At 50.6% G+C, this 14,436-nt stretch carries 12 protein-coding genes and 3 tRNA genes; 8 read left to right on the top strand and 7 right to left on the bottom strand.

Translation table 11 applies throughout. From position 1 onward, the window contains the following. Positions 1-166: 166 nt before the first annotated feature. The 7 genes from HMPREF2958_RS09825 to HMPREF2958_RS09795 form a co-directional block, all read right to left on the bottom strand. On the bottom strand, positions 167-1,441 hold the full coding sequence (locus tag HMPREF2958_RS09825) for an HRDC domain-containing protein (protein ID WP_070697864.1): 1,275 nt from the start codon (positions 1,439-1,441) through the stop codon (positions 167-169). A gap of 173 nt (positions 1,442-1,614) precedes the next feature. Continuing rightward, positions 1,615-2,031, bottom strand: a complete 417-nt coding sequence (msrB, locus tag HMPREF2958_RS09820) for a peptide-methionine (R)-S-oxide reductase MsrB (RefSeq protein WP_070697863.1) — start codon at positions 2,029-2,031, stop codon at positions 1,615-1,617. A gap of 22 nt (positions 2,032-2,053) precedes the next feature. Further along, positions 2,054-2,623 carry a GNAT family N-acetyltransferase gene (locus HMPREF2958_RS09815; protein WP_070697862.1) on the bottom strand — a complete coding sequence of 190 codons (570 nt, stop codon included), beginning with the start codon at positions 2,621-2,623 and terminating at the stop codon, positions 2,054-2,056. Next, positions 2,604-3,104, bottom strand: coding sequence for a Cys-tRNA(Pro) deacylase (ybaK, locus tag HMPREF2958_RS09810; RefSeq protein WP_070697861.1), 501 nt, complete (start codon positions 3,102-3,104; stop codon positions 2,604-2,606). Before ybaK ends, HMPREF2958_RS09815 begins: the two co-directional genes overlap by 20 nt. An 88-nt stretch (positions 3,105-3,192) precedes the next feature. Beyond that, the gene (locus tag HMPREF2958_RS09805) at positions 3,193-4,119 is read right to left on the bottom strand and encodes an anti-sigma factor (RefSeq protein ID WP_070697860.1); all 927 of its coding nucleotides are present in this window, start codon (positions 4,117-4,119) and stop codon (positions 3,193-3,195) included. After that, entirely contained in the window at positions 4,109-4,738 is a 630-nt protein-coding gene (locus HMPREF2958_RS09800) for a sigma-70 family RNA polymerase sigma factor (protein WP_070697859.1), read from the bottom strand. Before HMPREF2958_RS09800 ends, HMPREF2958_RS09805 begins: the two co-directional genes overlap by 11 nt. A gap of 115 nt (positions 4,739-4,853) precedes the next feature. Further along, positions 4,854-5,231 (bottom strand): hypothetical protein, encoded by a 378-nt coding sequence (locus HMPREF2958_RS09795; protein WP_013398938.1) that lies wholly within the window; start codon positions 5,229-5,231, stop codon positions 4,854-4,856. Between the two features lie 358 nt (positions 5,232-5,589). Between HMPREF2958_RS09795 and HMPREF2958_RS09790 the strand changes: the two genes are divergently transcribed. The 8 genes from HMPREF2958_RS09790 (at position 5,590) to cas2 (ending at position 14,212) form a co-directional block, all read left to right on the top strand. Further along, positions 5,590-7,401, top strand: coding sequence for a cytochrome c biogenesis protein DipZ (locus HMPREF2958_RS09790; protein WP_070697858.1), 1,812 nt, complete (start codon positions 5,590-5,592; stop codon positions 7,399-7,401). 239 nt (positions 7,402-7,640) lie between these two features. After that, positions 7,641-8,693: a cell division protein ZapE gene (gene zapE, locus HMPREF2958_RS09785; protein ID WP_070697857.1), complete on the top strand. Its 1,053-nt coding sequence runs from the start codon at positions 7,641-7,643 to the stop codon at positions 8,691-8,693. 206 nt (positions 8,694-8,899) lie between these two features. After that, positions 8,900-8,972: transfer RNA gene (locus HMPREF2958_RS09780), tRNA-Gly, on the top strand. Positions 8,973-9,017: 45 nt separating this feature from the next. Continuing rightward, positions 9,018-9,088, top strand: a tRNA-Cys gene (locus HMPREF2958_RS09775). A 24-nt stretch (positions 9,089-9,112) separates the two neighbouring features. Continuing rightward, positions 9,113-9,184, top strand: a tRNA-Val gene (locus HMPREF2958_RS09770). A gap of 389 nt (positions 9,185-9,573) precedes the next feature. After that, positions 9,574-12,972, top strand: coding sequence for a type II CRISPR RNA-guided endonuclease Cas9 (cas9, locus tag HMPREF2958_RS09765; RefSeq protein WP_070697856.1), 3,399 nt, complete (start codon positions 9,574-9,576; stop codon positions 12,970-12,972). A gap of 51 nt (positions 12,973-13,023) precedes the next feature. Beyond that, positions 13,024-13,893: a type II CRISPR-associated endonuclease Cas1 gene (gene cas1 / locus HMPREF2958_RS09760; RefSeq protein WP_070697855.1), complete on the top strand. Its 870-nt coding sequence runs from the start codon at positions 13,024-13,026 to the stop codon at positions 13,891-13,893. A gap of 19 nt (positions 13,894-13,912) precedes the next feature. Beyond that, positions 13,913-14,212: a CRISPR-associated endonuclease Cas2 gene (gene cas2 / locus HMPREF2958_RS11270; RefSeq protein ID WP_070697948.1), complete on the top strand. Its 300-nt coding sequence runs from the start codon at positions 13,913-13,915 to the stop codon at positions 14,210-14,212. Positions 14,213-14,436: the final 224 nt, after the last annotated feature.

The following is a 14,436-nucleotide window of genomic DNA, read 5'->3' as shown; positions in this document are numbered from 1 at the left end:
TGAAGCCGGGCTTGTGTGATGCTGAGGCGACCGTACCTGTGGGATGGCTGCGTGTCGCTCTTTTATAAATCTAGAGGATAAATCGTATGCACGCGAATAAGCCGTTTTGTTATGTGGCGCGCGCCTCCATATTTTTCTTGGGTTGAGAGATCCATGTGTTAAGGCATTAGCCAAGGTGTCGCTGGAAAACTTCATGAAGATCCGGGGCGAGGATTTCAACCTGCCACGGGCGCACACCGTGCGAGCGAAGAGCCTCAAGAAGGGCCTCTTGAGAGTAAGGCTCGGGCGGATCCCAGCACAGACGCCGTATACAGTCAGCGCTGATAATATTCTGTGCTGGAATATTGAGCCGCTCTGACTCTCGTTGTACTATCTTCCGCACTTCATTAAGAATCTCTAGCGAAATAGGGCGTTTCGTTTCCCAAGCCTTAAGCGGGGGAGGCGCAGTCGCAGGAATGGTATAGGGCGCCGGGTCCTCGCCCCGAGAAGCTGATACTATTGCACGCACCCAGCGGGGGCCTTCACGTTTCAGCAGTCGGGTACGGAACCCCGGAATTGCCATGATAGCTGGCACGTTACGAGGCATTTTCTGGGCAGCCTCAACAAGTGCGGCATCTGAGAGTAAAGCCTTAGAATCTATATCTTTCTTCTGCGCTAATTTATCGCGCTCGAACCAAAGATTCCGCAGGGCTGTTAGTTGCGGTACGGACCGGAGCGTATTCCGTCCCTTCGTTTTCCTCCACCGTTCGGCTTTCTTCGCAGCAGGGTCAGCGGGCGGTAGTGAACAGAGATAGGCAAATTCCTGGCGGGCGTACTCAAGTTTTCCCTGGTCTTCTAAAACCTCTTCCAAGGCATCGCGTAAATCTGCCAGTACATCAACATCAAGACATGCGTAGTTGAGCCAAGACTCCGGTAAAGGACGATGCGACCAGTCTTCTTGGGAGTGTTTTTTCTCAAGTTTGTACCCCAGAAGCTCTTCGACAACTGCCCCCAGGTTCACCCGCTCCATACCCGCTAAACGAGCACCCAACTCGGTATCGAAGAGACGGCGCGGCCGCATTCCAAGAAGATCCAGACTTGGAAAATCCTGGGTTGCTGCGTGAATAATCCATTCGGCATCTGCTAGAGCATCGTTGATGATCCTAAGGTCAGAAAAAGCTTCGGGATCGATCAGGTAGAGTTTATCTTCGCGTTTTAGCTGAACCAAGAAAGCCCTGATCCCGTACCGTATACCCTGTGCGCGTTCCGTATCGACTGCAACCGGACCGGATGCAGCACGCAAAGATTCAGCAGCACGTTCAAGCGCCCTCTCCGTGTTGATAATAGAGGGGACCGGAACTGACGGGGTAGTTAGCGGAATAACATCAGGAACCGTGAAATCAGCAGGTAATCCGAGCATAGGTGGGAGTTTGATAGGCTCGGTACTCGGGCTGAGACTCATCTGAAAGTGGTTCCTTGAATATCCGTTTCTGGTAGCTCCCTCGACGGGGCTGAAAACAATGACTCCACCATTCTACCCGTTGCCGCTGTGCGTTACATGTTTCTTCAAATATACCGAAAACCCAAGGACCGGCACCGGGCTAACAGCAGTATTGTCTCGTAAATAGCTCTAGCTTACGACTTTTGCGGTTCCAATGTGAGACAGACAGAATTGATGCAATACCGCAGATCAGTCGGAGTATCGTATCCTTCGCCTTCAAACACGTGACCCAGATGCGAATCGCAGGCGGCGCAACGTACCTCTACTCGCCGCATCCCTAACGTGGTGTCTTCCAGATACCGCACACGATCTTCGGCGAGTGGAGCAAAGAAAGAGGGCCAGCCGCAATGCGACTCAAACTTCTCAGCAGAGCGGAAAAGCTCGGTCCCACAGGCTCGGCACGAATACACACCCTTGGTTTTCGTATCCCAGTATTTGCCGGTGAAAGCACGTTCAGTGCCGCCTTCACGCAGTACCGCGTACTCTTCGGGCTTGAGAACTTGACGCCAATTCTTCGCAATTTTACCGACACCCGGTAGTGAGTTTCCCACTGCCACTCCTTCAAATCTTCTCTTATGAGCTGTCGTCGTTATAACGGTGCTGGCTCGGGTTTTGTTCCCGGTGGTACAGGTCCGTGCCCCACTCGGTGATGGGCAAGGTCAAGCCGTTTACCCGCGCCTCGTAGTTGCTGCGCTGGTGCATCCCTAAACGTTGAGCCACTGCCACCGACGCCCGGTTGCGGGCGTGAATAACAGCAAATACTTGCTGATGCCCAGCTTCCGCAAGCTCACCCATTACCTGCTGGGCGGCGTGGGTGGCGATGCCCTCACCGCAGAAGGCGCACCCAAGCCGCCAGGCCAGCTCAATCTCTCCAGCCGGGCCCCAATCATTTAACCACCGGTGGGCTCCGGTGAAACCAGCCACCTCACCGTCGGCCAGCACCGTGTAGAGGCAGAAACCTTCCCGCTCGTATTCGGCGCGAGCACGCACCACCATATCCTCATAGTGGGCGAGTGAATCTGCGGGTCGCCCCAAATACTCCATGACGCGCGTATCCTTGAACAGCGCATACCATTCGGCGGCGTCCTCCGCTGCAGGGATCCACAGCTCAAGACACGGCTGCTCAGGCGCGAAGAGGCGCATAGCTGCCGCCGGTAAGCTTGAGCAAGTCGGCGGGGGAGAGCTCAATATCAAGCCCGCGTTTACCGCCAGAGACCATGATGGTTTGATACTGCTCAGCGCTGGCATCCAAAAGCGTGGGGGAAGGAGTTTTCTGCCCTAACGGCGAAATACCGCCCACCACATATCCAGTGCGGCGCTCGGCAACCTTCGGATCGCACATGGAGGCGCTCTTCCAACCAAGGGCGTGTGCCGCCGCTTTCAGGTTTAGCTGCCCACTCACCGGCACTACCGCCACCGCAAAATCTTTGTCATGAACAATAAGAAGCGTTTTAAATACCTGCTCAGGATTGGCGCCAAGTTTCTGCGCGGCCTCCAACCCAAAGGAGGTTTCTCCCTCCACATGCTCGTACTCACGAATCTCAAAAGGAGTCTTAGTTTCCTTCAAGAGCGCGACCGCAGCGGTGGAGGCACCTTTCTTGCCGCCTTTATTCTTTTTAGCCATGAAGACTATTCTACGAAAACGTGAGGTGAACCCCTAAGGTATGTATCACCTTTACCTGCGTAGGGATGGCGTGCCTGCAAGCGTTAGGCTACACAACGTTTTCCAGCATAGCGGGTTTCTGACTAGGAGAATTAGCCGATTCATCTTCAATTGAGATACCAAAGTCGGTGACTGTACTCAGATCGTGCTCTGTCATGGTTGTGATCCCGGCACCGCGGCCAGCAGAATTGAGGATTCCAGATCCCACAATATTGCCCTGAGCATCGTAAAACCAGAGTTTATAGACCTTTCCTTCGGGCAGCGCAGGCAGATTTGTCGTTGAAACACCCGCCATGTTGTGGGAAGGAGAGTACATGACCGATACTGGCATACCGTTGACTTTACCTTGGGCCATTGAAAGGTCAGGAGCCATGCTGATTTGCTCGACGATCGACTGGTCGCCAGGTCGTGCAGCTGTCGGATGTGCTGGGGCCGAAGAGGACACCCTCGCGGCTTGAAGCTCCTGGGAGGTACGTTCTAGTTGCTGATGCTGCGTGAAACCCCATATGCCCAGACCAGCAGCGATAATAATACTTGCCGCAGCCGTCATGCGAGATGGTGAGAATTTACCCTGAGCCCCGAACCAACGCCGTTTAGCTCGTGCATAAGCGGAATCCTCTGAGTCCGCGATAGCTTGAGCGTTGTCTGCATTATCTGATACAAAGTAACCTTCGGAATCGGCATGGTCACTCTTATGCTCGGCATTCACATCATCTTTACCTAGCTCATTAGCTGGCTGGATTTGCTCGGTATGCGCAACCTGCGCCATCACACGAGCTTTAAGCTCAGCGGACGGCTCTTGCGGAGTGAGCGAAGTACCAAAAACCTCAGAGAGGACCGCAGCATCGGCCTTAGCATCTTCGCGTTCGTGTTTGGGGGCCCACGATTCAAACGCTATACGTTGCGTTGGTGAAAGCGTGTGGAGGGCGTAGTCGAGTTTATCGGGGAAATCTTCGGGATAGTCTTTAGTGCTCACGGGTGCCCTCCAATCGTTCACGTAGTTTCTGCATGCCAGCGCGCATGCGGGTTTTGACAGTTCCTAGAGGAATGCCCGTTTCATTGGAGATCTCGCGCTGTGATTTACCTCCGAAATATGCCATGGTGAGCAGCTGGGCTTGTTCGCGTGGAATATCAGATAGAGCATGATGAACCTCCTCCGTATCCATAAAAGCAGCTATTGCGTCATCAACATGATGATAAGATTCGCGGTACTCCTCAAGACCGCGTGTGAAATCGCGTTCTGTGGAGGCTGCAACGGAGCGCACCCTATCAACCGCACGGCGGTGAGCAATAGTTGCAGCCCACGACAACACGGTACCCCGTTCTGCACGGTATAAAGGCGCTTTTTGCCATATTTCTAGAAAAACTTCTTGAGTAACTTCTTCCGCATGCGTTCGGTTATGAAGAATGCGGTTAATAAGCGCGTACAGACGCGGAACAAGCGCATCGTATAGAGCTTCAAAACAGTGTTCGTTTCCTGCGGCAGCACACTCCATCAACGCAGTTAAGCGCTGATATTCCTGAGGAATTTGGGTGGCTTTTTGAGCTTCTTGATACGCCGAAGTCACCTGACGATCCAAAAAAGTCATGGTCATATCATCTCACGCCCTATGATGACATTTGATTATTGTGTCGGTGATAAGCGAAGTTTAGGTATGTTTTACACCCTAGAAAATATTCCAGGGTGTAAAGCAGCATACCGGCAAAATATTACTTCGACATGGCGGAAGCCGAAGGAGACATCATGGCGTCTTTGTTTTCCATCTTGCCCCCTTTGTCACCGTCCATCTTATTGTCATCATGCTTCATGCTGTCATGATCTCCCTGCATTTTATCGCCGTCCATCTTGCCGTGGTCGCCATCCATCTTGTCCCCAGACATGGCAGACTGGCTTGGCATAGCTGAAGGAGACATCATAGCGTCTGAACTCATCATGGCAGAAGAAGAGGGGGTGGATGATGCAGAAGAGCTCGACGATGCGCTCGGCGATGAGTTCTGATCAGAAGCGTTAGAAGAACATGCAGAAACACCAGCAACGAGGGCTAGAGAAACAGCTGCAAAAGACGCAGTGCGAAGAATAACGGACATACGTAACTCCAATCTTATATCGGCACAGGTAACGCGGAGGAGCGCCCGTACCATTGCAAAATATTCAGAATCCTAAACTGGACTCATTAGGTATTCGGAACATTCAGCCCGCTCGGATTGCAAAACCTCAGAAAATTTTTAAATGATGTATCTGACTACCTCTCGCAACACCTTGAGAAAAACATTCATGAGCTTGAATATTGCGCAGTAAAAGGCCTCATCAAGACTCTGCCAATTGTGCAGGCATCGCTATAAAAATAATTTCAACCAAACCGAAACCGCAGTTCGTTCCGAATATAACCATGACAACACGTGAGGCAGTATCGCCTCGCATTACCAATCCATGAGGAAAATAACTATGCTGTTATCGCTCATCATCCTTGGCATACTCGGTGGTCTTATCACTGGGATCTCGCCCTGCATCCTGCCTATCTTGCCCGTTATTCTCGTCACTGGCGGTGCAGATTCAGCGCGCACTGCATCTACCGAACTTGGACAAACAGGCATAGCAAAAGATTCTGCGGACAATGTGCAAGCCTTATTCTCGCGCAGAAGCGCAGTTCTCGGAAACGCAGCTCCAGCACCCATGCAGCGTACTGCATCACGCTGGCGTCCCTATCAAGTTGTAGGCGGGCTTGTTCTGAGCTTCAGCCTCTTTACCCTGCTCGGTTCGGTTATTCTTGCTGCCCTGCACTTGCCGCAAGATACGCTAAGGATTTTAGGTATAACCTTCCTCATTATTGTTGGGCTGAGCATGCTTATACCCCCGTTGGAGCGCCTGCTTGAAAAACCTTTCGCGAAATTCTCAAAACTCGGAGCGAAACGCAGCACCACACGTGGCGGCTTCCTCATGGGGCTTGCTCTCGGTCTCGTCTATGTGCCCTGTGCGGGTCCGGTTCTTGCAGCTATTACCCTTGCTGGCGCAACCGGAAACATCGGTATCGAAACCGTAGCGCTCACCCTATCTTTTGCTTTCGGAACAGCGATCCCGCTGTTGATCTTCGCTCTTGCGGGGCGGAGCATTGCAGAACGAGTTAAGACGTTCCGCACCCACCAGCGTGGAGTGCGCACAGCATCGGGTGTACTCTTGATCGCTCTTTCAATCGGACTAGTATTCAACGTTCCCGCCCAGCTACAGCGCGCAATTCCGAATTATACGGAAGGGATTGAGCAGACTATCAGTCAAGATACGCAGAATAATATTATTTCTTCTTCCACCGGTGGGTCGATAAGCTCGTGCCGACCCGATGAAGAAAAATTGCAGGACTGCGGCTCTGCCCCGGAATTAGCAGGTGGCACGGGTAACTTTAACACTGAGAATCAGCCAAGTCTCGCTCATATGCGTGGAAAGGTTACACTCGTTGATTTTTGGGCATACTCGTGCATTAACTGTCAGAGGACGGCACCGCACCTGAATGAACTCTACGCCAAATATCATGATTATGGTCTAGAAATAGTGGGAGTACACACGCCGGAATATGCGTTCGAACACGAAGGTAAGAACGTCCAGGCGGGCATTGAGAACCTAGGTATTAAATACCCGGTAGTTCAAGACAACGACTATGCTATTTGGCGTGCTTACAGCAACCGCTATTGGCCTGCACACTATCTCATTGATAGTGAAGGTAAACTTCGTGCTGTTCACTATGGTGAAGGTGGGCATAAGGTGACTGAGGCACAGGTACGCGAACTTCTCAAAGCCGCAAACCCACAAGTGCAGCTTCCAGACCCTATTCACAAGGATGACGCACAAGAGGAAACACAAAACGCGCATGATGCGCGAACCCCTGAAACGTATTTAGGCTCTAAACGCGCAATGTACTTTGCGGGGCAAGAAAGCTACTCTAACGGAACCCGAACCTTCAAACCGGCAGATCGTCTAGCTGTTGACCAATACGACCTCAACGGTACGTGGTCTATAACCCCCGAACGTATTGAGCCTCAAGGAAACGACGGCACTTTGCGGATTAACTATCGTGCCCACGGAGCGCAGGTTGTTGCCGGCGGCAGCGGTACCATCGAAGTGCGGCGCAATGGTACAACGGAAAAGATTCACGTAGACGGCGCTCCCAACGCCCACCACATTGTGCGCGGCGATGAGCAAAGTAGCGGAGTTATTGAGCTCAAGGTCTCGCCCGGAGTGCAGCTGTACTCGCTCACCTTCTCATAAGTCTCTGCCGAATCTCACACAGAATTCACCCCTGACGACTAAACCCGGGACTGTGTTTTCAAGGCTTTAGATCACACATGACTAAAACCACGTAAAACGCATAGTCCCGGGTTTTACTGCGGTTTTACCGTATCTGTCCCCCAGGGAGAGAGCACTCTGAGTACCGGGCTGCGGCAAGCTCAGCACATCCGTACTAAACTTAAGACAAGTAACATAGACGTCACTCAGAAAGTTATATCGTGCCCGTCACCTACGAACACCTTACCGAACGTATCCCAAACGTCTCAGCAGAAGAGCTTCTCGCTGGATTTCGTCCCTCAGAACGATTCGGTGAAGTGTCATTCGACAGCTATATTCCCGATCCAAACCAGCCCTCCCAAGCTGAAGCAGTACAAAAACTCAAAACCTTCGGCGATAAAATCAACAAAGGAGGAAATTCCGGCGGGTTCTTCGGCAAACTTTTTGGCGGTAAAAAGAAAGATTCCGCAAAATCCGGGCTCTATCTAGACGGCGGCTTCGGTGTTGGGAAAACCCACCTTCTAGCCTCCCTATGGCACTATGTTGACGGACCCAAAGCCTTCGGTACCTTCGTTGAATACACCAACCTGGTTGGTGCTCTCACCTTCCGCAAAACCGTAGAAGCGCTCAGTGGATACAAGCTCGTCTGCATTGACGAATTCGAGCTTGACGACCCCGGCGATACCGTCCTCATGTCCCGCTTGATGCGCGAACTCGCAGATGCTGGCGTCAAACTCGTAGCAACCTCCAACACTCTGCCCGGTGCCCTCGGCGAAGGACGCTTTGCCGCCGAAGACTTCAAACGTGAAATCCAAGTACTTGCCGAACAATTCGAAGTACACCGTGTGGATGGTGAAGACTTCCGTCATCGCGGTCTTCCAGCTGCACCGGAACCCATAACTCCCGACGTGTTCGAGGCTAAGGTTGAGGAAGTATTCGATGGAAAAACCGTGGGTATCGATACCTTCTCAGAGCTTGTCGAACACCTAGCGAAAGTGCACCCTTCCCGTTACCGCCAGTTTATCGACGGTCTGCAGGGTATCGCTTGGCGCGATGTACACCCGATTACCGAGCAAGCGGTAGCGCTGCGCTTTGTTGTGCTCGCTGACCGTCTTTACGACAAAGACCTGCCGATCGTCTCATCCGGTGTACCTTTCGACCAGGTCTTCACACCCGAAATGCTTGCTGGCGGTTACCAGAAGAAGTACTTCCGTGCCGTCTCGCGTCTGACGGCGCTCGCCCGTGAAGGCTTGCTAGGGGAATCAGAGGCTTAGACTTCATGGCATTGCGGTATAGCGTAGAATGCTGTGCTTGATATTTGCGACCTTGTTTGTGTAGAAGGTCGTAAGGTTTTTAGTGCTGACGCTCTGCCTAAAAAGTGCGGCAAAAGATTTGGCAAACGACGAAAAAACCCGTATAGTATTTATCTGTCAGTGCGACGGGTAAAGCCTGTTGTTGATGCTTGAAAAGCACCTGATAAGCGGTTGTAGCTCAGTTGGTAGAGCACCACCTTGCCAAGGTGGATGTCGCGAGTTCAAGTCTCGTCAACCGCTCGTAGGACTCCTAGAGTTCGAACTCATCTCGCGAGAGATGTATGCGGTGAGGTGGTCGAGTGGTTAGGCAGCGGCCTGCAAAGCCGTGTACGCGGGTTCGAATCCCGTCCTCACCTCGCAACAACACATTGATGTTGTAGGCGCGATTGGCGCAGCGGTAGCGCGCTTCCCTGACACGGAAGAGGTCACTGGTTCGAACCCAGTATCGCGCACAAATAGAAAGCCCCAGCTCTCTAAGAGCTGGGGCTTTTAGTTTGATCAGAATGTTTTGAACTGGTAATGGGCTCATAGACAGCAAAATTTTGGCAAAAACATACCGCCCATTGTTCAATGAACCCTGGACGGTGAGAAGTCAGCACTAAAAATGTGCCTTATTGGGAATCTTCTCTCAAAGAATAGCAGAGATTCTTATAGATACGCAATAAAGATTGTTACATGAAGGTTTTAGATAAATTTAGGCTAAGCATGACGAAGCTGAACGCGTAATCCAAAAATAAGGTATATGTTAGAACTATGAGGGTAAAACCTTAAAGCTCAGCTCAATCGAAACACAAGGTCCGTGTTTCATAGAACTATCTATCACTTACTGTAAGGAGGCAGAATGTCTGCAGATAGTCTGAATTACCGTATTGGTGTCGACGTGGGGGACCGCTCGGTAGGGCTTGCCGCCATTGAATTTGATGATGACGGTTTTCCTCTCAAGAAACTAGCAATGGTAACCTTCCGCCATGATGGTGGGATGGATCCTGCAACCGGTAAAACACCTAAGAGCCGTAAAGAAACTGCAGGTGTAGCGCGTCGTACCATGCGTATGCGTCGCCGTAAGAAGAAACGTCTAAAAGACCTCGATAAGAAGCTGCGAGATCTAGGATATTTTGTACCGCGTGATGAAGAGCCACAGACTTATGAGGCATGGTCTTCGCGCGCTCGTCTTGCAGAATCTCGTTTTGAAGACCCTCATGAGCGTGGTGAACACCTGGTACGTGCGGTGCGCCATATGGCTCGTCATCGTGGGTGGCGTAACCCATGGTGGAGCTTTTCTCAACTTGAAGAGGCATCGCAAGAACCATCAGAAACCTTCGGGAGGATCCTGGAGCGTGCACAGCACGAGTGGGGTGAACGAGTTTCGGATAATGCCACTTTAGGCATGCTAGGGGCACTTGCAGCGAACAATAATATCCTTTTGCGTCCTCGAAGGTATGAGCATAATCCTAAAACTGGTAAGAATGCTGAAAAACTCAATGTGCGGGGTCAGGAACCGATTCTTCTTGATAAGGTTCGTCAGGAAGACGTACTAGCGGAGCTTCGTCGTATCTGTAAGGTTCAGGGGATTGAAGACCAATATCCTGAACTTGCACATGCTGTCTTTACACAAGTTCGTCCTTATGTACCTACTGAACGTGTAGGAAAAGACCCACTACAACCCATGAAGATTCGCGCGTCCCGCGCTTCTCTCGAATTCCAAGAATTCCGTATTCGTGATGCTGTCGCAAATTTACGTATTCGTGTGGGAGGCTCTGAACGTCGCCCTCTAACTGAAGAGGAATATGATAGGGCTGTTGACTACCTTATGGAGTACTCAGATACTACACCTCCTACGTGGGGAGAAGTCGCAGACGAACTGGAAATCGCCGAAAACACTCTTATCGCTCCAGTGATCGATGATGTTCGTCTGAACGTTGCCCCATATGATCGTTCCTCAGCTATTGTTGAGGCGAAACTCAAACGCAAGACCCAAGCTCGGCAATGGTGGGATGACGATGCCAATCTAGATTTACGTTCTCAGCTCATCCTGCTGGTTTCTGATGCTACGGATGATACAGCTCGTATCGCTGAGAATTCGGGTCTGTTGGAGGTTTTTGAAAGTTGGTCTGACGAAGAGAAGCAGACTCTTCAAGATCTAAAATTTGATTCCGGTAGGGCTGCCTACAGTATCGATACACTGAACAAGCTTAATGCTTATATGCATGAACATCGTGTCGGTTTGCATGAAGCTCGGCAGAATGTTTTCGGAGTTTCCGATACATGGCGCCCGCCCCGTGATCGTTTAGACGAACCTACAGGGCAGCCGACCGTAGATCGCGTGTTAACAATCGTCCGTCGCTTTATCCTTGACTGTGAACGTGCGTGGGGACGTCCTCAAAAGATTGTCGTTGAGCATGCTCGTACCGGCCTAATGGGTCCCTCTCAGCGAGCTGATGTTCTCAAGGAAATTGCAAGGAACCGTAATGCTAATGAGCGTATTCGGCAAGAGCTGCGTGAGGGCGGTATTGAGGCTCCTAATCGTGCTGATATTCGTCGTAACAGCATTATTCAGGATCAAGAATCTCAATGCCTATACTGTGGAAAAGAAATTGGCGTTCTGACAGCCGAGCTTGACCATATTGTGCCGCGTGCCGGAGGCGGATCTTCAAAGCGTGAAAACCTAGCCGCTGTTTGTCGTGCATGCAATGCAAGTAAGGGAAGTCGTCCATTTGCTGTGTGGGCTGGTCCCGCTAGACTGGAACGTACGATTCAGCGGCTTCGCGAACTGCAAGCGTTTAAGACGAAATCTAAGAGGCGTACGCTAAATGCTATTATTCGACGGTTGAAGCAGCGGGAAGAAGATGAGCCTATTGATGAGCGCTCGCTGGCTTCAACATCATATGCGGCAACTTCTATTCGTGAGCGTTTGGAACAGCATTTTAACGATGATCTACCGGATGGCTTTGCACCTGTTGCTGTTGACGTTTACGGAGGTTCTTTAACCCGTGAGTCACGCCGGGCTGGTGGTATTGATAAAAGCATTATGCTACGTGGGCAGCGTGATAAGAATCGCTTTGATGTTCGCCACCATGCAATTGATGCTGCCGTTATGACTCTGTTGAACCCTTCTGTAGCTGTGACTCTGGAACAACGTCGTATGCTCAAACAGGAGAATGATTATTCTTCACCCCGAGGACAGCATGACAACGGTTGGCGTGATTTTATAGGGCGTGGGGAAGCCTCGCAGAGTAAATTCCTGCATTGGAAGAAAACAGCGGTGGTTCTTGCTGACCTTATCAGCGAAGCGGTAGAACAAGATACTATTCCGGTGGTTAACCCGTTGCGATTGCGTCCACAGAATGGGTCGGTTCATAAGGACACCGTGGAGGCTGTACTAGAGCGAACTGTAGGGGATAGCTGGACCGATAAGCAGGTATCTCGTATTGTTGATCCGAATACCTATATAGCCTTCCTTAGCCTTTTAGGCAAGAAAAAAGAGCTTGAGGCTGACCATCAGCGACTAGTTTCTGTCTCTGCTGGGGTAAAGCTGCTTGCAGACGAGCGTGTACAGATTTTTCCAGAAGAAGCTGCTTCAATTTTGACTCCGCGAGGCGTTGTTAAGATTGGTGACTCTATCCACCATGCGCGTCTCTATGGTTGGAAGAACCAGCGGGGAGATATTCAAGTGGGTATGCTTCGTGTCTTTGGAGCCGAGTTCCCCTGGTTTATGCGTGAGAGCGGTGTGAAGGACATCTTGCGCGTGCCAATTCCCCAAGGATCACAGTCATATCGTGACCTAGCTGCGACCACGCGTAAATTTATTGAGAACGGACAGGCTACCGAGTTTGGCTGGATAACTCAAAACGATGAGATTGAGATTTCTGCTGAAGAATATCTAGCTACAGACAAGGGAGATATTCTTTCAGATTTTTTGACTGTTCTCCCAGAGAACCGTTGGAAAGTAGTCGGTATTGGAGATAATCGCCGCTTCAAAATACGACCACTATTGCTTTCGAATGAGATAATCCCAGACACTTTAAACGGACGGTCAATAAAATCAGAAGAACGTGACCTTATAGTTTCGGTTCTGGATAAGGGAGTGCGTGTTGTTGCTTCAACGCTATTGACACTTCCTAGCACTAAGATTATCCGCCGCAACAATTTGGGTATTCCCCGGTGGCGCGGTAATAGTCACCTGCCTACATCATTAGATATTCAGCGAGCTGCGACTCAGGCTTTGGAAGGGCGCGATTAGTCCGTGGATACAAAATAGCGGGTTCTTGACCTTACAGGGTACAAAGGGTACATCTCCTATGAACGGGGTCGCCTGAAAATCGGTGAGCGAACGGTACCATTAGCAGAAGTAGACTTTATTCTTCTTGGACAGAAATGTTCTTGGGGCTATGGCTTAGTTGCCGGTCTTGAGCGGTTTGACGTTGCCGCTGCTGTTTGTGATTGGCGTGGAGTCCCTATCTCTGCGCTCTATCACTGGTCGAGTAACACCAGAGTTTTTGCTCGGCATGAAGCACAGGCAGATTTAAGCCTTCCGCGTGCTAAGAACGCTTGGAAGCAGATTATTAAGGCGAAGCTTCGCGGCCAAGCAAACGCTCTTGATGTAATGCATCGCCCGCATGCCGAGCAGATTCGAACTCTTGCACGTACCGTCAAGTCTGGCGATCCAACAAATATAGAGGGTCAAGGAGCTAGAGTGTATTGGTCTTCATACCTGCCGGAACGAGGGTTTCGGCGTGACCAAGTAAGTGATGATGTCGTGAATGGCATGCTCAATTATGGCTATACCATTCTGCGTGGTCGGGTGTTAACCCGCGTTATCTCGGCTGGGTTATCTCCTACACTTTCACTTTTTCACCGTAACCGTTCTAACGCCTTCGCTCTGGTGGACGATTTGATGGAACCATTTCGACCCGCTGTAGACTATATGGTTTATAGACTTTTACAAGGTGGCTCTTCCGAATTGGGCTCAGAAGAGAAAACTGCCCTTGTGAGTGTTTTGGCCGAAAAAGTCTCTGATAACCAGGATTTTACCGTGCGGAGCGTTATCGAAAACTTCTGCTCGGAGTTTGCTCTCTATGTTGAAGGTAAACGGGATACTCTGAAGGTTCCTATCTGGAAGCTTTCAATGAGCGAACCTGATGCTTTGAAAGAAGGGGAGTGAGGTGGCCGAACCAGTGTGGATGCTCGTGATGTTTGACCTACCGGTCAAAACAAAGTCTCAGAGGAACCTCGCGAATAAATATCGTCATGCGCTGTTGGATATGGGTTTTGACCGGCTCCAACTGAGCGTATATTGCAAATATTATATAAATGGTAATGCAACTGGGCGAGATCTATTCCAGCTTCAGATTCAGGTACCGCCTGGAGGGGCAGTACGTATTATGAAGGCTACAGATTCTCAATGGGTAGCAACAATTCGCTATCTGGGGCCACAGCGGAAGAATATCGAAGAGCCCCCAGATGCACTTGACGTTTTCTGATAATTCAGGAGGGGTGGGTGAACAAAAATCTAAGAGATTTTTGTTCACCCACCCCTCCTGAACTTGCAAGATGATCTCAGTTTTTCCGTTGAAGATGGTAATCACAGAGAAAAATACTGGGTGTTAGGCTGGTTTTTCGATCGAAAAACCAGCCTAAACTATACCCTGACTAGGCTGTATATTCTAGATATTAAGTCTAGCAAGGATAGTTAGTGAAGATTCCC

Origin of the sequence: Rothia sp. HMSC036D11, from assembly GCF_001814205.1 — a bacterium.
In the GTDB taxonomy this organism is placed as follows: Bacteria; Actinomycetota; Actinomycetes; order Actinomycetales; family Micrococcaceae; genus Rothia; species Rothia dentocariosa.
Note: the sequence above shows the minus strand (reverse complement) of the source record. Positions and strands in the feature narration are given on the sequence as shown.

Coding starts and splice junctions, on each gene's coding strand:
- HMPREF2958_RS09825 (WP_070697864.1), bottom strand. CDS start 1,441: ATGAGTCTCAGCCCGAGTACCGAGCCTATCAAACTCCCACCTATGCTC.
- HMPREF2958_RS09815 (WP_070697862.1), bottom strand. CDS start 2,623: ATGCGCCTCTTCGCGCCTGAGCAGCCGTGTCTTGAGCTGTGGATCCCT.
- ybaK (WP_070697861.1), bottom strand. CDS start 3,104: ATGGCTAAAAAGAATAAAGGCGGCAAGAAAGGTGCCTCCACCGCTGCG.
- HMPREF2958_RS09800 (WP_070697859.1), bottom strand. CDS start 4,738: ATGACCATGACTTTTTTGGATCGTCAGGTGACTTCGGCGTATCAAGAA.
- HMPREF2958_RS09795 (WP_013398938.1), bottom strand. CDS start 5,231: ATGTCCGTTATTCTTCGCACTGCGTCTTTTGCAGCTGTTTCTCTAGCC.
- HMPREF2958_RS09790 (WP_070697858.1), top strand. CDS start 5,590: ATGCTGTTATCGCTCATCATCCTTGGCATACTCGGTGGTCTTATCACT.
- cas9 (WP_070697856.1), top strand. CDS start 9,574: ATGTCTGCAGATAGTCTGAATTACCGTATTGGTGTCGACGTGGGGGAC.
- cas2 (WP_070697948.1), top strand. CDS start 13,913: ATGCTCGTGATGTTTGACCTACCGGTCAAAACAAAGTCTCAGAGGAAC.